The sequence below is a fragment of the Lacinutrix gracilariae genome (assembly GCF_042684485.1).
Classification (GTDB): Bacteria; Bacteroidota; Bacteroidia; order Flavobacteriales; family Flavobacteriaceae; genus Oceanihabitans; species Oceanihabitans gracilariae.
Window position 1 is genome coordinate 1,310,235 of the sequence record NZ_JBHULM010000011.1, and the last position, 20,907, is coordinate 1,331,141.

13 protein-coding genes are annotated in these 20,907 nt (G+C 32.0%); 9 read left to right on the plus strand and 4 right to left on the minus strand.

Translation table 11 applies throughout. The annotated features are described in order from the left end of the window. Positions 1-3: 3 nt before the first annotated feature. Together ACFSSB_RS12725 and ACFSSB_RS12730 are read right to left on the minus strand one after the other, a co-directional pair. Positions 4-393: a hypothetical protein gene (locus ACFSSB_RS12725; RefSeq protein WP_379904826.1), complete on the minus strand. Its 390-nt coding sequence runs from the start codon at positions 391-393 to the stop codon at positions 4-6. A gap of 59 nt (positions 394-452) precedes the next feature. Then, entirely contained in the window at positions 453-3,887 is a 3,435-nt protein-coding gene (locus ACFSSB_RS12730; protein ID WP_379904828.1) for a hypothetical protein, read from the minus strand. 134 nt (positions 3,888-4,021) lie between these two features. On the opposite strand from ACFSSB_RS12730, the gene ACFSSB_RS12735 reads away from it, so the two are divergent. The 6 genes from ACFSSB_RS12735 (at position 4,022) to ACFSSB_RS12760 (ending at position 15,371) form a co-directional block, all read left to right on the plus strand. Continuing rightward, positions 4,022-4,780 carry an exodeoxyribonuclease III gene (locus ACFSSB_RS12735; protein WP_379904830.1) on the plus strand — a complete coding sequence of 253 codons (759 nt, stop codon included), beginning with the start codon at positions 4,022-4,024 and terminating at the stop codon, positions 4,778-4,780. Between the two features lie 94 nt (positions 4,781-4,874). Beyond that, on the plus strand, positions 4,875-5,834 hold the full coding sequence (locus ACFSSB_RS12740; RefSeq protein ID WP_379904832.1) for an OmpA/MotB family protein: 960 nt from the start codon (positions 4,875-4,877) through the stop codon (positions 5,832-5,834). A 73-nt stretch (positions 5,835-5,907) separates the two neighbouring features. After that, positions 5,908-6,945 carry an aldo/keto reductase gene (locus tag ACFSSB_RS12745; protein ID WP_379904834.1) on the plus strand — a complete coding sequence of 346 codons (1,038 nt, stop codon included), beginning with the start codon at positions 5,908-5,910 and terminating at the stop codon, positions 6,943-6,945. Positions 6,946-7,189: 244 nt separating this feature from the next. Continuing rightward, positions 7,190-12,514: a T9SS type B sorting domain-containing protein gene (locus ACFSSB_RS12750; protein ID WP_379904836.1), complete on the plus strand. Its 5,325-nt coding sequence runs from the start codon at positions 7,190-7,192 to the stop codon at positions 12,512-12,514. Positions 12,515-12,531: 17 nt separating this feature from the next. Then, positions 12,532-13,437 (plus strand): PorP/SprF family type IX secretion system membrane protein, encoded by a 906-nt coding sequence (locus ACFSSB_RS12755; protein ID WP_379904838.1) that lies wholly within the window; start codon positions 12,532-12,534, stop codon positions 13,435-13,437. Between the two features lie 20 nt (positions 13,438-13,457). Next, the gene (locus ACFSSB_RS12760; RefSeq protein WP_379904840.1) at positions 13,458-15,371 is read left to right on the plus strand and encodes an OmpA family protein; all 1,914 of its coding nucleotides are present in this window, start codon (positions 13,458-13,460) and stop codon (positions 15,369-15,371) included. Between the two features lie 167 nt (positions 15,372-15,538). On the opposite strand, the gene ACFSSB_RS12765 is transcribed toward ACFSSB_RS12760, so the two are convergent. Continuing rightward, complete coding sequence (locus ACFSSB_RS12765) at positions 15,539-17,086, minus strand: Rne/Rng family ribonuclease (protein ID WP_379904842.1); 1,548 nt, start codon at positions 17,084-17,086, stop codon at positions 15,539-15,541. A gap of 425 nt (positions 17,087-17,511) precedes the next feature. After that, a complete protein-coding gene (locus ACFSSB_RS12770) occupies positions 17,512-17,802 on the minus strand; it encodes an HU family DNA-binding protein (RefSeq protein WP_019386001.1) in 291 nt (96 codons plus the stop codon). 135 nt (positions 17,803-17,937) lie between these two features. On the opposite strand from ACFSSB_RS12770, the gene mutY reads away from it, so the two are divergent. The 3 genes from mutY (at position 17,938) to ACFSSB_RS12785 (ending at position 20,855) form a co-directional block, all read left to right on the plus strand. Further along, positions 17,938-18,978 (plus strand): A/G-specific adenine glycosylase, encoded by a 1,041-nt coding sequence (gene mutY / locus ACFSSB_RS12775; RefSeq protein WP_379904845.1) that lies wholly within the window; start codon positions 17,938-17,940, stop codon positions 18,976-18,978. 88 nt (positions 18,979-19,066) lie between these two features. Beyond that, on the plus strand, positions 19,067-19,528 hold the full coding sequence (locus ACFSSB_RS12780) for a single-stranded DNA-binding protein (protein WP_379904847.1): 462 nt from the start codon (positions 19,067-19,069) through the stop codon (positions 19,526-19,528). Positions 19,529-19,550: 22 nt separating this feature from the next. Beyond that, positions 19,551-20,855: a gliding motility-associated protein GldE gene (locus ACFSSB_RS12785; RefSeq protein WP_379904849.1), complete on the plus strand. Its 1,305-nt coding sequence runs from the start codon at positions 19,551-19,553 to the stop codon at positions 20,853-20,855. The last annotated feature ends 52 nt before the right edge of the window (positions 20,856-20,907 follow it).

Consider the following 20,907-nt stretch of genomic DNA (forward strand, 5'->3'; position numbering starts at 1 on the left):
GAATTATGCGTGTTTGGGTGGCTGAAAAATAGAAGGTTTTTCAGAATCTGTTAATGCTTCGTTGTAGTGAAAGTTAAAAGGGATTTCTATAAATTCGGTATAGGTAAAATCGTAATTATTAGTAATACTTATAAAGGAAGTATTGATGTGTGTGCAAATGTGATGACTGTCTTTAAACGGTAAATCGTCATGTTCTTTGTGGTCGTTTTTATGGTTGTCTTTTGCATCGCCATAATGTTCTACTATAAATTCAAAAAAAGTATCGCCATACATTTCTTTGTGAAACTTGGCATGATTTAGCAAAGCATTAATCTTAGAAAAATCTTCTAAGTTAATATTGAAACTCTGGAGGAGAATCAAGATAGAATAAGTAAATACTAAAATCTTGCTCATAACAAATGCTAATTTACAAATTTAGCATTATTAATTGCGTAACATATGTTACAAATGTTTTAAAAGTAAGCCTTTAGCTGTATGTTACCAGTATGAATGGTTTTGCTGGTTTCTGTGTTTCTACCAAAATAGCTCAGGTTTAAGTCTAAGTATTTGGTGAGTTTTTTTTGTGCTAAAAGGGTCCATGTAAAGTTTTTTCCTGGTTGTAAACCTTCTAGCATTTGGTATGCAACAGGAGAATTAGAGTCTCCTGTAAAAGTGTTTGAAAAATAGTTGAATTCTCCAGAGATTGCCATTTGCTGTTGGTTAGAAAAAGCAAAAGAAGCACCATACTTTTGTTGTTGTAGGGTTTCTAAATTAGTGATGGTGTTTTCTTTGTTGGTGTATTGGTAATATATATCAAAGCGTGTATTGTCATTAAATAAATAAGATAGTTTTGGGTTTAACTGTGTTTCATCTATGTTGTAATTTTTGCTAGTGTAGTTTTCGCTCTTGCTTTCATTAGTGCTAAGGCTTGTAGCTAAATTTGCTAGCCAATTTGTTGCAAATTTATGGTTAAAAAGTAGCTGGTGACTTTTAGAGTTTGCCTCTAAAGAGCCTATGGTTAGTAGGTTTTTAGAATCGCTAGTTAAAAAAGTGTACGAGGTTGTGTAGTGTTGTTTTCCTCTGTTAAAAAAGAAAACGTTTCTAAAGCTAGATTGTAGTCCAAGGCGTTTTTCTGGGTCGTCTTTAAAAGGGTTAAGGTCAAAAGAGCTGCCTTCGCGTTTTTGTTTTCTGTCTATTAAATAAGAGGTTTGATTGTAAAAATGGGATGCTATTTTTTTAAAATTATTATCACTAGTAGACCATTGCTGCGGATTTAGTGTTATGGTTTGGCTAAATCTGTTTTGATGCGTTTGTACATATACTTGGTTGGGAAGCAATACTCTTATATAGGTACCTTGATCTGCAAATTGTGCAATTTCAAACTCTTCTAGTTCTTGAATGTTGTTTTCGTTATAATCAATCCATGTGTAGGCACCTTGTCCTGCTTCTACTTCTACATAGGTGAATTCTTGTTGTGCTAAGGTTCCAGAATTGGTTTCGTAAACCGTATTCCAGTGAACCATTTGTTTAAATAATTTTTGACTGAATTGTATTCTTGAATTTAAAGACTCTTCGTTATCTAGTGTTTCATCTACATTGTCTAAGTTTCTGTAATTGGCGTAAATAGCAAGGTTGGTGTTGTTGTTTTGAATAATTCTAGAATCTATATAGTAGGTGTTAGAAGTGTTTACTTTTTCAAGATTAGATCCTACAATACTATCATTAACTCTGTGTTTGTATCCTATTTTTGCAAATATCTTTGTGCTATCACCAATTCCTGTAAATATTTCATACGATTTATAGCGTTGACTTAAGGCAGTAAAAGTATCTGTTTCTTTGTCTTTCTGTTCGTTGTTTTCTAGAGCTAGTTTGGTGCCAATCCAAGCATTTTTTAAGCTGTAGGTTATATTGTTGTAGCTTCGTAAAAAAGTAGAGTTGTTTAGGTTTGAGCTAGCGTTTAATACACTAGAGTTTGATGTTATTTGCCAGTTGTTTAATCTTAAATCACCATAGAGTATGTGTCTGCTTCCGTTAAAATTTTCAGAATAATTTAAATATTCATATTGGTATTTTGCTAGTCCTTTTTCATGATGAGTTGTTTGTACACCTGTAGTAAAAAGGGTTTGGTTTCCGTTGTCAATTACATTTTGATTGGTAGAGGTTTGTTCAATATTCCAATCTCTAATAAATTCGGCATTGTATAAACGTTCAATGGTTCTAAAATTTTCTTGCATGTAAATAGCATCTGCAAACGTATTTACATTCCAAAGGCTATCTTTTTTAAGTATTGCTTGTTCTACATTTATTTTAGCAGCAAAACCATCATTATCATCATCATCTAAATTAGAGAATAGGTTTAAATCATTTTTACTACCCGCAAGTTCAAAACCAATGCTTGTTTTTTTGCTTGGTGTGTAGCTTCCGTTTACAACAGCTATTTGTAATTTGTCTGGAGCAATAAGGTTGGTAATAGGTTCATAATTACCTTGTGGTATTCCAGCTATAGGTTCTACATATTCATAAATGGTACTAATGGCGTTAATGTTACTTATTATATAATTTCCTAGGTTATCACCAACTAAAGAAAAGTTTACACTGTAAAGTTCATCATCTTCATTGTTAGAAAACACAAAAGCTTCCACACCATTAATAAATTCTTTTTTATATAGAATTCGGTTTTCGCTATAGGTTTCAGGAGTAGCAGAAGGAGCAGTCATGAGTGTTTCGTCATCACCAGCATTTGCTAATATTTCTACTTGTTCTGTAGATAGGTTTTGTTGTAAAGGGTTGTTTTTTGCATCATTTTCACTGTATACAGAAACCCCAAGGTTTAGTTTTTTGCTTTGGTAGTTGCTGCCACCATATACTACTAATCGCGAATAATTACGTTCGCTATATTGGTAGTCTACAGTAATACGCATTTCGCTAGTAATAGGAAAAGTAGAATTGAAAATAATTTCTCCTGCATTGTAATTAATGATGTAGTCTTTGTTTTCTCCTCTTTCAAGAACAATTCCATTTACATAAACTGTTTCGCTACCAGAAACTACAAGTACGTATAACTCGTTGTTGGGACCGCTTAATTTATAAGGTCCTTGGTTTCCTTCTTCTGCAGTAAATTGGCTAGAGGTAAATTGACCTCTAACAATTGCTCCAGCAGCAAAAATATTGGTTTTAGAATCTGGATGATGTAAGGTTGCATCAAGACTTAACCCTTGCACACGTTTAGAAAAATTAGCAAAACTAGACTGTGTGTTTTCTAAGTCTATATCTCCAGCGCGAATTTTCCAGTTATCGCTAAAAAGTTCAATAAATACTTGGTCAAATTCATCTAAACGTTGCGAATAACCACTTTCTTGAAGCGGAATGTTTGCATCTTGAATAGAGGCTCTTAGCGAAACCTTATGATTTAATTTACCAGTAATTTGTAAATCTAATTCGCTATTTAACACTGCATTTTGGTTGTTACCAATGATAACACCACGAGAAATACTTCCAGAAGTTGTTAAACCATCAAAAGGAGTAAAGGTATTGTTTTGGCTAGACTGTTTTATTTTGTATAACTGTTGTTGGTTGTCTGTGTTTTCAACAATAACTTTTTTATCTAATTGCTTATAGGTTTTGGTTATAAAATCAGGATATTTTAAGTAGTTAATTGTTAGAGAGTCTGTTGCAACAGGTTTTTTAAAATACAGTATTGCTTTAGCAAAATCTACAGCATAGTAGGTGCTGTCTATAATAGTGTTGTCTTTTCTTTTAATAGTAAAGTAAGATGGGTTTATACTAACGCTGTCTATAGCAATACTATCTTGTACAAGTACCTTTTTGGTCTTGTAGTTAGATTCTTGATCTTGTGCTAAAGCAGTAAAACCAATTAAGAACATTAAAAGAAAGTATGTAAACTTCATGCGTTACTAAAACTAAAAAATACCTAAAATATTTTATTGCTAGTTTTTTGTTAAAAGGACATTAATATTTTAGTGTAAATGTAAAGCATTATTTATTTTAGCTGAAACATAACTATTTTAAAATAAAAAACCTTTTGAAAATAATCTCATACAACGTAAACGGAATTCGAGCAGCACTAAATAAAGGCTTTATAGATTGGCTAAAAGCTGCAAACCCAGATGTAATTTGTTTGCAAGAAATAAAAGCAATGAAAGAACAGCTAGATTTAGATGTTTTTGTAGAAGCTGGTTACCAATATAATTATTGGTTTTCTGCTCAAAAAAAAGGCTATAGTGGTGTTGCTATTTTAAGTAAAATAGAACCAGATCATGTTGAGTTTGGTACAGGAATAGAGTCTATGGATTTTGAAGGAAGAAATATACGTGCAGATTTTAACGGTGTTTCTGTAATGAGTTTGTATTTGCCTTCAGGAACAAATGATGCAAGACTGCAACATAAACTAGATTATATGAGTATGTTTCAAGAGTACATTAATAATTTAAAAAAAGAAATACCTAATCTTGTTATTTGTGGTGATTATAATATTTGCCATGAAGAAATAGATATTCACAATCCTAAAATGAAAGGTGTTTCAGGTTTTCTTCCTATAGAAAGAGAGTGGATTGGTAATTTTATTGCTAGTGGTTTTACAGACGCATTTCGTTATAAGCATCCAGAAAAACAAGAATATAGTTGGTGGAGCTATCGTGCAAATTCTAGAGCAAATAATAAAGGTTGGCGTTTAGATTATACTATGGTTGCAAACCCAATAAAAGAAAAAATAAAACGAAGCGTTATTCTTCAAGAAGCTGTGCATAGTGATCATTGTCCCGTTTTAGTTGAAATAGAATAATAAAGTGACTAATACTTAGTTTTTAGTTAGTAGTAATTGGTTTTACCAAAACCAAAAGTTAAAATATAAAGAATAAAAAGAACCCAAATACAATATGAAAAGTAAATTAGTAGTCTTAACAATGGCAACCATCGTAGCAACCTCATGCGTTTCGCCTAAAGTTTATAAAGATTTAGAAAGTAAATATGCAAGCTTAAAAAAAGAAAACAGAAAGCTTTCTGATGAAAACGAAGCGCTTTTACAAGCGAGCAATAAATCAGAAAACGATTATGCAAAACTTAAAAAAGACTACGATGCAGCAATTGCTAATAGAGACCAGTTGCAGGCAGATTATAACGCATCAAAAACAAACCTAGAAAATTTAAAGGCTTCTTATGATGCTTTAGAAAAAAATAGCTCTGCATCTATAGCTGCAAATTCTAAAAAAAATAGAGAGTTGTTAGCGCAATTAGAAGCTAAAGAGCAAGCCTTAGAAGCAGAAAACCTAAGACTTGAAAAAATAAAAAGTGAATTAGAACAACGTTCTAACAGAGTTGCAGAGTTAGAAAATATGATTGCTGCAAAAGATGCTGCAATGACGCAACTAAAAAATGCTATTTCTAAAGCATTAACAGATTTTGAAGGAAAAGGATTAACAGTAGAGCAACGTGATGGTAAAGTATATGTTTCTATGGAAAATAAATTACTTTTTAAATCGGGTAGTTGGGCAGTTGGTGTTCAAGGAAAAAAAGCAGTAGAACAACTTGGTACTGTACTTGGTGAAAATGCAGAAATAGCTGTTTTAATTGAAGGGCATACAGATAATGTACCATATACAGGAACAGGGCAAATTTCTAGCAATTGGGATCTATCTACTAAACGTGCAACAGCAATTGTAAATATATTAAGAGAAAATAAAGCAATTCAACCTGAGAATTTAACTGCTGCAGGACGCGGAGAATTTGCGCCAATTGCAAGTAATGAAACTGCTGCAGGAAAAGCAAAAAATAGAAGAATAGAGGTTATTTTAACTCCTAAGCTAGATGAGGTAACAAAGCTCTTAAATGATATTTAATGGCATTGTAAAAAAAAGTCAATACTATATGCTAACTAATTAAAAAAAGACACCTCTTTTATAAAAACAAAAGATGAAATATACCACACTACCAAATACCAATATTAAAGTAAGTAAAATTTGTTTAGGTACTATGACTTGGGGAAATCAAAATACCCAAGACGAAGGATTTGCTCAAATGGATTATGCCTTAGATCAAGGAGTGAATTTTTTTGATACAGCAGAATTATATCCAGTTCCTGCAAATGTAGAAACGTATGCAGAAACAGAACGTATTATTGGTAATTGGTTTAAAAAATCTGGAAACAGAGACAAGGTAGTGTTGGCATCAAAAATTGCAGGACCAGGAGATTATACAGCGCATATTAGAACCAATGGGTTTAAGCCAAAAGCTATTCAAGATGCTGTAAACAAAAGTTTAGAACGTTTACAAACAGATTATATAGATTTGTATCAATTACACTGGCCAGAAAGACAAACAAATACTTTTGGAGTTAGAGACTATGCACACAATTCAAAAGATGCATGGCAAGATAATTTTAATGAAATTCTACATACTTTAGATACCATTATTAAAGAAGGTAAAATTCGCCAAATAGGAATTTCAAATGAAAAAGCATGGGGAACTATGCGTTATTTAGAAGAATCTAAACAGCATAACCTACCAAGAATGGTAACCATTCAAAATGCATACTCTCTACTTAATCGCGTTTTTGAAGGAGATTTGGCCGAGATTTCTATGCGAGAAAATATTGGTTTATTAGCATATTCGCCAATGGCATTTGGTGTGCTTTCAGGAAAATACATAAAAGGTACAGCTGCTGCTAATGCGAGGTTAAAATTGTTTTCTAGATTTAATAGGTACAGTAGTGATTCTTGTACAGAAGCTACCAAAAGATATTTAAAAATTGCTGAAGAAAATAATATCAGTTTAGCTCAAATGGCACTAGCTTTTGTAACACAACAACCATTTGTTACAAGTAATATTATAGGAGCAACTACAATGTCTCAATTAAAAGAGAATATAGATAGTATAAATATAGAGCTAAAAAAGGATGTTTTAGACCAAATAAAAGAGGTGCATAATGCTATACCAAACCCTACTTCATAGCGCATTTGCAAAAACCTAGTAGTTGTTAACATAACGTGCTTTTTATCGAATAAAAATGCATTTAATCTATTAAATTAAAGTTAATTTATTAGGGCTAATCTTTTTTTATACTTTAGGTAATTAATTAAAGCATCAAAATTTAAGTGGTGTTTTATTTAAAAAAACACAATTAAATATAAAGATTTATATAACAGTAAATTACAAGAAGAATATTTAATATTTATTAACTAACCTTAACCATAAAATGAAAAAAATTACCCTTTCCCTATTATTGGGCTTGATGTCCTTAATAGGATTCTCCCAAGTAGGTTTAGTAGAAAATTTCGACTCAGGAGTTACTTTGCCAACTGGTTGGACAAGTGATGTAGAAGATTATTCTGTGTCTTTTGTTGAAAACTGTGATGGTAGATCTGTAAGAGCAAACTTAGATGCAACAAATACAGATGCGCAATTAACCTCACCAAACCTTGTAGGTCAATCTAATGGATCTGATTTAACTATTGCTTTTGATTACAAAATAGTTGATTGGTCTTTAGCAACAACCGAAACACAACCTGGTTGGGGAGAAATATTGGTGCAATACTCTGTAAATGATGGAGCAACCTGGTTAACAGTTGATACTATTGATGATTCAAATCATGTTACATCCAATGTTTGTGCTAACTGGTCTGTAGTCGTACCTGCAGCAGATGTGCCAACAGGAAGTGACTTTAAGTTACGTATTAATGCTAATTGGATCACTACAGATACAGATGTTACTTATTATCTGTATTTAGATAATGTTTCTGCAACACAAGTAGTTGTAGATCCTCCTTCTTGTGTAAACTTACTTACACCAACAAATGGTAGTTCAGGAGTTTCTATTACTACAGATTTAGAATGGACTGATGCAACAGGAATACCTACAGGATATACTTTATCTGTTGGTACAACTCCTGGAGGAACAGAAGTTTTAGATAATGTAAATACAGGTTTATCTACAACTTATGACTTACCAGATTTAGAATATGGTACTACGTATTATGTGACAATTACACCTTTTAATGCTAATGGTGATGCTGTAGGTTGTACAGAATATACTTTTACAACAGGAGCTGATCCAAATGCACCTGTAGATTGTGCTTCAGGCTTACCAATTAATACAGTATACTGTTATGATAATAATGATACAACAACATGGAACTTTCAAAGTTCAACAGGAGGTCCTTTAAATGTGTTTTTTAATGCAGGAGAAATGGAGTCTTGTTGTGATGAAATAACTATTTATGATGGTACTGACAATACAGGAACCGTACTGTATGATGATAATAATGATGGAGATTTAACAGGAGTTTCTGTAATAGCTACCTCAGGTTTTGTTTTTATTGAAATTGATAGTGACAGCTCATTTAGTTGTGCTTCTAATGGTTACATACCATTAGATTTCGATGTTTCTTGTGTAGATACAACAGCTTTACCAAACTGTAATGCTGCTTTAACAACACCAGCTAATGGTGCAATAGATGTAGATGTAAATACAGATCTAGTTTGGAGCCCAGCTTCTGTTTTAGTTACTGGTTATATTCTTTCTGTTGGTACAACGCCAGGAGGAACAGATGTTGTTGATAATGTAGATGTGTTTGGAGCTACAAACTATCCTTTAGGTACTTTAGCTTATGAAACTACGTATTATGTAACTATTGTTCCTTATAATGATAATGGTTCAGCCGTTAATTGTAATGAACAAACTTTTACAACAGAAAATGATCCTAATCAAATAGTAGACTGTTCTATAAGTGAAGAAGTAAATACTATTTTTTGTTATGAAAATAACGACAATACCGTGTATAGTTTTGCAAGTAATTCAGGAGCACCTTTAGTGGTCGTTTTTAATTCAGGGACTACAGAAAATATCTTTGATGAATTAGTGGTAACAGATTCAGACGGAACAGAATTATATAATGGTTATGGTAATGGAGGAAATCTAGCAGGATTAATGTTTACTTCTACAGGAGGTTCAATATCAATAGGAGTAACATCAGATGGTTCTGTGGTTAGTTGTACAAATAATCCTTGGAATTTCACAGTTTCTTGTGTAGATACAACAGCTTTACCTAACTGTAATGCATCTTTAACTTCTCCAGTTAACGGAGCTGTAGATGTAAATGAAAATGAAGATTTAACATGGAGTGCAGCAACAGTATTTGTTGAAGGGTATTACTTGTCTATAGGAACAACACCAGGAGGTGTAGACGTTTTAGATAATTTAGATGTAGGAAATGTTTTAACATATGATCCAGGAGTATTAGAGTATTCTACAACGTATTATGTAACTATTATACCATATAATGTTAATGGTTCTGCTGTAGATTGTGTAGAAGAAAGCTTTACAGTAAAAGATGATCCTAATCAAATTGTAGATTGTGATACTAGTGAAGTAATAAATACAACATTTTGTTATGAAAATAACGAAATAATTGAATTGTGGTTTGCATCTTCAAACGGAAACCCAATTTCAATTACTTTCCTTGCTGGTTTGATTGAAGAAAGTACTTTCTCAGGGAATTCTTGGGATGATATATATATTTATGATGGTACAGATAATACCGGAACACTATTATACGACTCTAATGACGGTATTGTTGGTAACAATAATTTAGCAGGTTTTAATTTTGTTGGTAATAGTGGTAATCTATATGTGTTTTTTGATGCAGATGGTTTCGGAAGTTGTGAATCTAATGGGTATACACCAATTAGTTTTGATGTAGCTTGTGTAGATACAACCGCTTTACCTAACTGTAATGCTGCACTTGTAGCTCCTGTAGATGGTGCTATTGATGTAGATGAGAATGATGATTTAACTTGGTCTGCTGCATCTGTTATTGTTGATGGTTATAAGTTGTACGTAGGTACAACACCAGGAGGAACAGATGTACTTAATGGTTTAGATGTAGGAGATGTTTTAACTTATGACCTGGGAACTTTAGATTATGCTACAACATATTATGTAACTATTGTGCCTTATAATACTAATGGTGATGCTGAAGGTTGTACAGAAGAGAACTTTACAACAAGAGATGATCCAAATGTTATAATAGATTGTACAGCTGGTGTTTATAATACTACTTACTGTTATGATAATAATGACCCAATGGTATTTTATTTTGCAAGTGCAGATGGATATCCGTTAAATATTATGTTTAATGCAGGTGATATTGAAGATCCTTGGGATGAAGTAATTATTTATGATACTGATGGTTCTATTTTATATCAAGGAGATAATGATGGAGACCTTACAGGATTAACATTTACTAGTACAGGAAATGCTTTATCTGTAGCTATAGATTCAGATGGTTCTGGTAGTTGCCAATCAAGTACTGGTTATACACCATGGGATTTCGATGTTTGGTGTCAAACTTGTATACCACAAACGGTAGATTTTGATGTATATGGTGATTGTAATACAGATCCAGACAATCCAGAATTTACTGTAGAAGTAAATGTTACAGACTTTGGTGATGCTACTTCAGTAACAGTAACAGATGATCAAGGAAGTGCTCCACAAGTTCTAACAGAACCTGGTGTAGTAGTATTTGGTCCTTATACAGCTAATATAGATGTTGTTGTGTCTGCAGCTAATACAGACGATGCTAACTGTATTGTAAATAGTATGCCGTTAACGTTTGTTTGTCCTCCAGCACCAAATCCTTGTTCTATTATTTATGCAGGTGAAGATCAAACGGTAACTTGTGATGATAACGAAGTAGATTTATCGTCAACTTTCCACCTTTTCGGAACAGATACTAATACTTATGAAATAAACGCATTAGATGTTTGTCCAACTCCTGCTACATCTGGAGGAGAGCCAACTAGTTTAGATGTTGATGATACATGGTCAGAAGTTATTGAACTAGGATTTGATTTCTGTTTCTTTGGTGAAACATACAGTCAAATACTAATTGGTTCTAATGGTGTATTATCTTTTGAATTACAGTATGCTGGTGGTTACAATGCTTGGGGCTTTACAGATACCTTACCTAATAGTACAGATACAGCATTATCTGAAGCTAATATATTTGGTGTAGCACATGATATTGATCCAAGTGTATGTGGTGATATTAATTATTATATTTTAGGTTCTGCTCCTTATAGACAATTTGTTGTTAATTATTCAAATGTATGTCATTTCAGCTGTAACTCTTTAATGTCAAGCAGTCAGATTATTTTATATGAATCTTCTAACAATATTGATATAAATGTTTTCGATAAACCAACTTGTACAACTTGGAATAGTGGTAGTGCTGTTATTGGTGTTCAAAACGTTCCTGGTACAGTTGCATTTACTCCTCCAGGTAGAAATACAGGAAACTGGTCTGCAAGTGATGAGTATTGGAGATTTGCTCCTTCAGGAGGAACGCCAAACTATAGTTTTGAGTGGTTTGATGGTACAACATCTTTAGGAGATTCTGAAACAATAACAGTTTCACCTACAGAAACAACTACATATACAGCTTCAATTACTTATGAGCTTTGTACAGGTGGTACATCAACTGTTACAGATGATGTTGTAATTACTTTTGATGATTCTGGAGTAGAGGATGCTTCATTCACTATGACAGCAACATGTGATGGTGGTACAGCAGAAATTACTGGAACAACTGGAGGTGTATTTACTTTTGATACTGTGCCAACAGATGGAGCAACAATTGATGCTGCAACAGGTACTGTAACAGGAGCTACACCAGGAGAAACATATACAGTAGTATATACTACAACAGGTTCTTGTTCTGCAACGAGCTCGCAAGATGTTACCGTTTTAGATGCTGAAGATGCTTCATTTACTATGACTGCAACATGTGATGGTGGTACTGCTTTAATATCTGGAGACGCTGGCGGAACATTTAGTTTCAACCCAACAGTAACAGATGGAACTTTAATTGATCCTGTAACAGGAGAAGTTACTAACGCATTACCAGGAACAGCATATACTATTGAGTACACAACTTCAGGAGTATGTAGCGCAACTAGTACTCAGGTTTTAGTTACACTTGACGCTTTTGACTTTACAGTAATAGGAGATTGTAATGGTGCTATTTATGAGTTAACTATAAACCCAACAGATGATAGTTATGATGCTAGTACTGCAACATATGTATTATATGATGATATGGATTCTGTATTACAAACTAATACTGCTGGTGATAATGTATTTGTTATAGACGCAAGTATTTTTACTCCTCCAATGTCTGGAAGCGCTTTTAATTATGTTGTAGAAGTTACTAATGACCTAGGTTGTGTAGTTTATAATGACGTACTAGTAGAAAGTATTAATTGTATTATTCCTCAAGGTATATCACCTAATAACGATGGTAAAAATGATAATTTCGATTTAACAGGGTATGAGGTTAGTAAATTAGAAATTTTTAACAGACATGGTATTAAAGTATACTCTAAAACTAATTATACCAATGATTGGTATGGACAGTCTGATAGTGGCGATGAACTACCAGTAGGAACTTATTTCTACGTAATGGAATATCAAGGAAATAAAACCAAAACATCTTGGGTATATTTAAATAGAGAAAACTAATTAACTAATTAAGTAAAATGAAAAAATTATATATTATTCTCGCTTTCTTGTTTGTTGTTCAAATGCAAGCACAACAAGATCCGCAGTACACACAGTATATGTATAACATGAATGTTGTTAACCCAGCATATGCAGGTTCTTATGAAGGAGTTGCTATTGGAATGCTTTATAGAAGCCAATGGGTTGGATTAGAAGGCGCTCCTAAAACAGGAACCTTCGCAATACATTCTCCAGTAGGTAAAAATGTTGGTTTAGGTTTATCTCTTATTAGTGATGAAATAGGACCAGTAAGAGAAACAAATGCTTATGCAGATTTCTCTTATACTTTACCAATGGGTGCAAACAATAAATTAGCCTTTGGTTTAAAAGCAGGTGCTACATTTCATGATATAGGGTTAAGTGATTTAGAATTAACAGATGCAGATGATGACCTTTTTCAAAACATAAGTGAAGTAACACCAAATGTTGGAGCAGGAGTTTATTTTTATAAACCAAACAAATACTACGTGTCTGTTTCTATGCCAAATATTTTAAACGCTACACATTTAGATGCTAACGGACTTAACATAGGTTCAGAAACACAGCATTTATTTGCAGCAGCAGGTTATGTATTTAGTTTATCTGATAACTTTAAATTAAAGCCGCATGCTTTAGTTAAAACAGCTTTTGATGCTCCTTTAAGTTTTGATGTAAATGCAAATGTATTTATGTATGATATAGTTGAAGTAGGTGTAGGATATCGCTTAGAAGATTCTTTTAGCGGAATGGTTAACTTTATGGTAACTCCTCGTTTAAGAGTAGGTTATGCATATGATGCTATTCAATCCGATTTAAATTACTCAACAAGTTCATCACACGAGGTATTTATTAATTTTGATATTGCGTTTCCTAAACGTGTATCACGTTCACCACGTTATTTCTAATCAGATAAGCTAAAGATATTATGAAAAACTTTAAATTATATATAACAATACTATTATTGAGTAGCTTTAGTTTAACTGCTCAAAATAAGGATACCAATACTGCAGATAAATATTTTTCTAGATTTAATTTTAATAAAGCTATTGAGTCTTATGAAAAATTAGTAGAAAAAGGAAAAGCAGATGCGTATGTATACACGCGTTTAGCAGAAGCAAACTACAATATTTTTAATACTGTAGATGCAGAAAAATGGTATGCTAAAGCCCTTGAAACCTCTCAAAATCCAGAAACAATTATCAATTACGTACAAATGCTTAAAGCAAACGGTAAGTATGATAAATCAAATGAATGGATGAGCAAATTTGCAGCTATGAGACCTGCAGATGTAAGATCAATTGCATTTAACGAAAATCCTGATTATTTACCTAAAATTTTAGATAAAGGAAAGAAGTTTAATGTTCAAAATCTAGAAATTAACTCTCAAGTATCTGATTTTGGAGGTACTATTAATAACGGTAAATTATATATCACTTCTGCAAGAAATAAAGCAAGAAGAGAATATGGTTGGAATGAAGAACCTTTTCTAGACCTTTATGAATTTACTATAGAAGAAGATGGTACATACCAAAACGAAAGCCTATTAGGTAACGATATCAATACAAAGTACCACGAAGGTGTAGTTGCTTTTAGTCCTGACGGAAATACCATGTATTTTTCTAGAGAAAGTTTTTACGAGAAAAAGTATCAAAGTGACTCTTTATCAAATACTAGATTTAGTGTATTAAACTTATTTAAAGCTACTAAATCAGGAGATAGCTGGTCAAATATTGAAGCATTACCTTTTAACAGTAACAACTATAATACAGATCATCCATCTGTAAGTGCAGACGGTAAAACACTTTATTTTACTTCAGATATGCCAGGAGGTTTTGGTCAAGGTGATATTTACAAAGCAACAATCAAAAGCGATGGTTCTTTTGGAGAAGCTGTAAATTTAGGAGCTAAAGTAAATACAGAAGGTCGTGAAATGTTTCCTTTTATAAGTGATAACGGAACCTTATACTTATCATCAGACGGACATTTAGGACTAGGTGGATTAGATGTATTCTACACTAAAGAAATAGATGGTAAAATGTCTAAAGTACGTAACGTAGGTATTCCTGTAAATAGTAGTGCAGATGATTTTGCTTTTGCTATAGACGAAGAATCTGGAGAAGGTTTTGTTTCTTCTAACCGAGAAGGAGGTAAAGGTAGCGATGATATTTATGCTATTAAAAAACTACAACCTTTATGCGATGTTGAAATTACTTCTACTGTAACAGATAAAGTAACAGGAGCAATTTTAGCAGGAGCAACAGCAACTTTATATGATGATAAAGGAAATAAAATATCTTCAAAAATAACAGATGCAGAAGGTATAGCAGCGTTTATTATTGAATGTGATACAGATACAGAGTTAGAAGTAACTATGGATGGTTATGAAAGCAATAAACTAGCCATTGAAGGAACAGATGAAGAAGAATTATCTGTAGCTATCGCTCTAGATCCTATTGAAGAAATAATAAAAGCAGACCATATTGCATTAAACGCTATTTACTTTGATTTTGATAAATCTAACATTACAGCTAAAGCTGCTTTTGAGTTAGATAAGTTAGTACAAGTAATGAACAAATACCCAGAAATGGTTATTAATGCAAAATCACATACAGATAGTAGAGGTTCTAGTTCTTATAATGAAAGATTATCAGACCGTAGAGCTAAAACTACAGTACAATATGTAATATCTAAAGGTATTGATGCTGCAAGAATTTCTGGAATTGGTAAAGGTGAAAGTGAGCCAGCAGTAAACTGTGGTTCTAAATGTACCGAAGAAGAGCACCAATTAAACAGACGTAGTGAGTTTATTATTGTAAGTGGAGGTTTAGATAACCAATAAAAAGAAACGCAATAAATACGTTTAAAAACCACCTCATTTTTATGAGGTGGTTTTTTTATGTTGTACTTATAGCTAATAGTAGGTTTTATTTAGTACATCGCTTTATTATAAAACCAAAAGGGTATAAAACAAAAAAGCCTTACTTGTAAAAAGTAAGGCTTTTTTAATTATTTAATTTGATTACCATCTTTGTCAAAAAAATGATATTCTAGATATGTGTAAGCATCTCTTGGTAAAATTTTCACCCATTTTTTATGTTCAAAAAACCATTTTGAACGTATAGATGGAAAGCCCTTTGTTAAAAAGGCTGCTATAAAGGGATGTGTGTTTAAGGTCACCTTTTTATAGTCTTTTTTAAATAGTTGTTCCATATCATATTTTATTTTAGGAACAATACTTATTGGAGCTTCGACCTCAGAACCATTTATAATATCGTCAGGATTTTCCTCACGAGTTTTAATATTCATTTCTGGTCTTACTCTTTGTCTAGTTATTTGTATCAAGCCAAATTTACTTGGAGGTAGTATTTTGTGTTTAGCTCTATCATCTTTCATTTCATCACGTAGGTGATTAAAAAGCTTTTTTCGGTGTTCAGCAGTATTTAAATCAATAAAATCTACAACTATAATTCCGCCCATATCACGTAAACGCAATTGTCTGGCCATTTCTGTTGCTGCAATTAAATTAACTTCTAATGCTGTATCCTCTTGAGAGTTGGCTTTATTAGATCGGTTTCCGCTATTTACGTCTACAACGTGAAGTGCTTCGGTATGTTCTATAACCAAATAAGCTCCTTTTTGCATGGAAACAGTTTTTCCAAAAGAGGTTTTAATTTGTCTTTCTACTCCATATTTTTCAAATATTGGAACGTTGGACTGATACAATTTAACTATGGATTCTTTTTTAGGTGCAATTTCTTGCACATATTCTTTAATTTGAATGTAAAGCGCTTCATCATCCACATAAATTCCAGTAAAGGAATCATTAAATATGTCTCGTAATATAGAAGAAGCTTTGTTCATTTCTCCTAATACTTTACTTGGATGGTGTGCTTTGTGTAGCTTTTTACACATTGCGGTCCAACGACCTAACAAATTCTGTAAATCTTTGTCTAGTTCTGCTACTTTTTTGCCTTCTGCTACTGTACGTATGATAACACCAAATCCCTTTGGAGTAATGCTTTTAACCAAACGTTTTAATCTTTCTTTTTCTTCTTTGCTTTCTATTTTTTGAGAAATAGAAATCCTGTCAGAAAAAGGTACTAAAACAATATATCTACCAGCAATAGAAAGCTCAGAGCTTATTCTAGGGCCTTTTGTAGATATTGGTTCTTTTACTATTTGTACTAGTAACGATTGATTTGATTTTATAACGTTAGCTATGCTTCCGTTTTTATCAATATCTTTTTCAAATGGGAAATTCTTTAATGAAAAATCATTTAGTTTACCTGTGCTTACACTTTTTGTGAATTTTAAAAGAGAAGGTAGTTTTGGTCCTAAATCATGATAATGCAAAAAAGCATCTTTTTCATAACCTACATTAACAAATGCAGCATTTAGACCAGGAACAGCTTTTCGTATTTTGGCTATAAACACATCGCCAACAGAAAAGTTGTTACCATCTTCATCTTTATGTAATTCAATAAGTTTTCCATCTTTTAATAAGGCAAAATCAACGTGGTCTGGACTAGATCTAATGATCAATTCTTTTTCCATTTTGTTAATTTTTATCCATACGCTTTAGTTAAAAGCTATTCGTGATGTGTTTTAAGTTAAAATTTTTAAATAACAACCAGCAACTACAAGCTAGCAACTTATAACCAAATTATACAGATGGATTATACATTATTTAATCTAATCATAGTTAATACAATTAACTATGATTAGATTTCACAGGATTTTTTAAAATCCGTGGAGTTCTAACTACGCAAGGTAATACGTGTTAAATAGAACTCATTTCAAAGAACGTTGTTATAAACTAAAAAAGTAGCTATTAACTACTTTTTTAACTTATTTCTTCTTTTTGTGACGGTTAGCGCGTCTTCTTTTTTTACGCTTATGCGTTGCAACCTTGTGTCTTTTGCGTTTTTTACCACTTGGCATAAGTTGATTGTTTTTTAAATTAATATTATTTTAGCGTCCTACTTAACGTCTACATTTGTTTTCACTCCTTCTACAAATACTTTGGCAGGTTTAAATGCCGGAATATTATGAGCAGGTATTTTTATTGTTGTGTTTTTAGAAATGTTTCTACCAGTTTTTTCAGCTCTTGTTTTAATTATAAAGCTTCCAAAACCTCTAAGGTATACATTGTCTCCACTTTCTAAAGATGTTTTAACTTCTTCCATAAAAGTTTCAACTGTTGCTTGAACATCTCCTTTTTCAATTCCTAATTTCTCAGAAATCTTTGCTACTAAATCAGCCTTAGTCATTTTCTATTATTTTAAATTATTGTAATCAGTTATTAAGGGATGCAAATATAGGAATTAAAATTTCAATATTTCAAACCTAATTCACTTAAATTTAACCTAATAAACGTTTATTTTTGCACTTAGTATATATATAGTATGACTTTAAATAAAACTTTAACAAATTGGTATTCAGTAAATAAGAGGGATTTGCCTTGGCGAAGAACTAAAAATCCTTACTTTATATGGTTATCAGAAATTATTTTACAACAGACTAAAATTGAACAAGGATTACCTTATTATGAAGCTTTTGTTACTAATTTTCCAACAATTTTTAGTCTTGCAGATGCAAAAGAAAGCGAGGTTTTAAAATTATGGCAAGGTTTAGGTTATTATTCTAGAGCTAGAAATTTGCATGCAACCGCAAAATATGTGGTATCAGAACTAGACGGCGTTTTTCCTGATAATTATAAAGATTTAATAAAACTAAAGGGAATAGGCGATTATACAGCTAGTGCTATTGCATCTATTAGTTTTGATGAAGTTTGTGCTGTTGTAGATGGTAATGTATACAGAGCTTTTTCTAGATATTTTGGTATTGATACTCCTATTAATAGTTCACAAGGTCAAAAAGAGTTTAAAGCTTTAGCTCAAAAACTTATAGATAAAGAAGATCCTGCTGAGTTTAATCAAGCTATTATGGAGTTTGGTGCTAGACAATGTAAACCTAAAAATCCAGATTGTACGGTTTGTCCTTTGCAAAATGGTTGTGTTGCTCTTCAAAAAAATACAATTACACAACTACCTGTTAAAAAGAAAAGCCAAAAAGCAGCAAAAAAATATTTCAATTTTTTAGTATTTGTTTCTTCCGATAAAAAAACAATTTTACAAAAAAGAGAAGGTAAAGGTATATGGCAAAACCTATATCAATTTCCTTTAATAGAAAGTAAAGAAAGTATGAACTATACTACAATGACTTCCTATTTAAATACGCATACATTAACTAAAGATGCTTTGTTTACTTTGTCCTTATATAATGAAGAACCTATTGTGCATAAATTATCACACCAACACTTATATACCAAATTCTGGATACTTGAAATAGATACGCTACCTGTTGAAGGGGTTTTAATAGAAAAAACCAAAGAGTACCCAGTTCCTGTATTGGTTTCTAATTTTATGAAAAGTTTTAATTTTTAAAGCTATAGACTATTTCATAATTTTTTATTAAATTTAAATTTATCAATTGCAAAATCGTAATTTTGCGCAATAATATAAATAAGATAATATGTCAGGTACGTTAAATAAAGTAATGCTAATTGGGCATTTGGGTGATGAAGTAAAAATGCACTATTTTGAAGGAGGTGGCTGTATAGGGCGTTTTCCTATTGCAACAAATGAAACGTATACCAACAGGCAAACTAATGAACGTGTTACCAATACCGAATGGCATAATATAGTAGTACGTAATAAAGGTGCAGAAATTTGCGAAAAGTATTTAAGCAAAGGTGACAAAGTATATATTGAAGGTAGAATTAAAACCAGAAAATGGCAAGATGACAACGGAAACGATCGTTTTTCTACAGAAATACAATGTAATGACTTTACTTTTTTAACTACAAAAAATGAAAGTGGAGCTACCAATAATCCTGTATCACAACAACAACAGCAGCAACAGCAACAGCAAGTGGCACAACCAAAAGCTGATGCGTCTGTAATAGAAGATGATAGTGATGATCTTCCTTTTTAAAGTTTAACTAAAATTATAATCCTTGGATCCCGAACCCTCGAGTTTTTTAATGATAAATTTAGCAATTGAATTTTCAGTTGTACTTGGTTTTGTGCTCTTATTTGTACTATTACTTTGTTCTGCGCTAATATCAGGTGCAGAAGTAGCTTTGTTTTCTTTAACAGAAATAGATATAGAAGAAGGTTTAGAGCAAAAATCTAAACCAATACAAATCATTTCTTATTTATTACAAAAACCAAAAAAGCTTCTAGCAACCATACTTGTAGCTAATAACTTTATAAATATTGCAATTGTAATACTCTTTGCATATTTAGGAAACTTTATGTTTGCTAATATAGATTCACCAATTTTAAAATTTATTGTAGAAGTTGTTTTAGTTACCTTTTTAATATTGCTATTTGGCGAGATTTTACCAAAAGTATACGCGATTAGAAATAAGTTAAAGTTTGCCATGTTTATGGCGTATCCTTTGCGTTTTTTAGACTTTGTTTTTTCGCCTATAAGTTTACCAATGCGAAGCATTACACTAGCAATTAATAATAGATTTGGTAAGCAAAAATCTAACCTAAGTGTAGATCAACTTTCTCAAGCATTAGAATTAGCTAGTGATGAAGATACTACTAAAGAAGAACAAAAAATACTGCAAGGTATTGTGTCTTTTGGTAATACAGATACCAAACAAGTAATGCGTCCAAGAATAGATATTTTTGCCCTGAATGCAGAGCAAAAGTACGCAGAGATATTGCCAGAAATTATTAAAAATGGCTATTCTAGAATTCCTGTGTATAAAGATAATATAGATACGGTTATAGGCGTTTTATATATTAAAGACTTGTTGCCTTTTATTGATAGAAAGCAATTAGATTGGAAAACCTTAGTACGCGAACCGTTTTTTGTGCCAGAAAACAAAAAGTTAGATGATTTAATGGCAGAGTTTCAAGAAAAGAAAGTGCATCTAGCTGTTGTTGTAGATGAGTATGGAGGTACTTCTGGGCTTATTTCATTAGAAGATATTATTGAAGAAATTGTTGGTGATATAAGTGATGAGTTTGATGATGAAGGCTTGGTGTATTCTAAGCTAGATGATAAAAATTATGTTTTTGAAGGAAAAACAGCATTAAAAGATTTTTATAAAATTATAAAGATTGAAGATTCCGATTGTTTTGAAAATAATAAAGGAGAAGCAGAAACGATAGCAGGTTTTGTTTTAGAAATTTCTGGTAGTTTTCCTAAAACCAATAGTAAAATACTATTTGAAGATTATGTTTTTACTATTGAAGCATTAGATAACAAACGAATAATTCGCATAAAAGTTACTTTACCTTAATTGTAAAAAAGGCATTTTAAGCGTTCTGTTTTTATAATTAGAATGTATACAG

What these genes read in the sequence shown, in the direction of transcription:
- ACFSSB_RS12760 (WP_379904840.1), top strand. Translation starts at nt 13,458, where the DNA reads ATGAAAAACTTTAAATTATATATAACAATACTATTATTGAGTAGCTTT.
- ACFSSB_RS12770 (WP_019386001.1), bottom strand. Translation starts at nt 17,802, where the DNA reads ATGACTAAGGCTGATTTAGTAGCAAAGATTTCTGAGAAATTAGGAATT.
- ACFSSB_RS12750 (WP_379904836.1), top strand. Translation starts at nt 7,190, where the DNA reads ATGAAAAAAATTACCCTTTCCCTATTATTGGGCTTGATGTCCTTAATA.
- ACFSSB_RS12740 (WP_379904832.1), top strand. Translation starts at nt 4,875, where the DNA reads ATGAAAAGTAAATTAGTAGTCTTAACAATGGCAACCATCGTAGCAACC.
- ACFSSB_RS12765 (WP_379904842.1), bottom strand. Translation starts at nt 17,086, where the DNA reads ATGGAAAAAGAATTGATCATTAGATCTAGTCCAGACCACGTTGATTTT.
- ACFSSB_RS12745 (WP_379904834.1), top strand. Translation starts at nt 5,908, where the DNA reads ATGAAATATACCACACTACCAAATACCAATATTAAAGTAAGTAAAATT.
- mutY (WP_379904845.1), top strand. Translation starts at nt 17,938, where the DNA reads ATGACTTTAAATAAAACTTTAACAAATTGGTATTCAGTAAATAAGAGG.
- ACFSSB_RS12730 (WP_379904828.1), bottom strand. Translation starts at nt 3,887, where the DNA reads ATGAAGTTTACATACTTTCTTTTAATGTTCTTAATTGGTTTTACTGCT.
- ACFSSB_RS12780 (WP_379904847.1), top strand. Translation starts at nt 19,067, where the DNA reads ATGTCAGGTACGTTAAATAAAGTAATGCTAATTGGGCATTTGGGTGAT.
- ACFSSB_RS12725 (WP_379904826.1), bottom strand. Translation starts at nt 393, where the DNA reads ATGAGCAAGATTTTAGTATTTACTTATTCTATCTTGATTCTCCTCCAG.
- ACFSSB_RS12755 (WP_379904838.1), top strand. Translation starts at nt 12,532, where the DNA reads ATGAAAAAATTATATATTATTCTCGCTTTCTTGTTTGTTGTTCAAATG.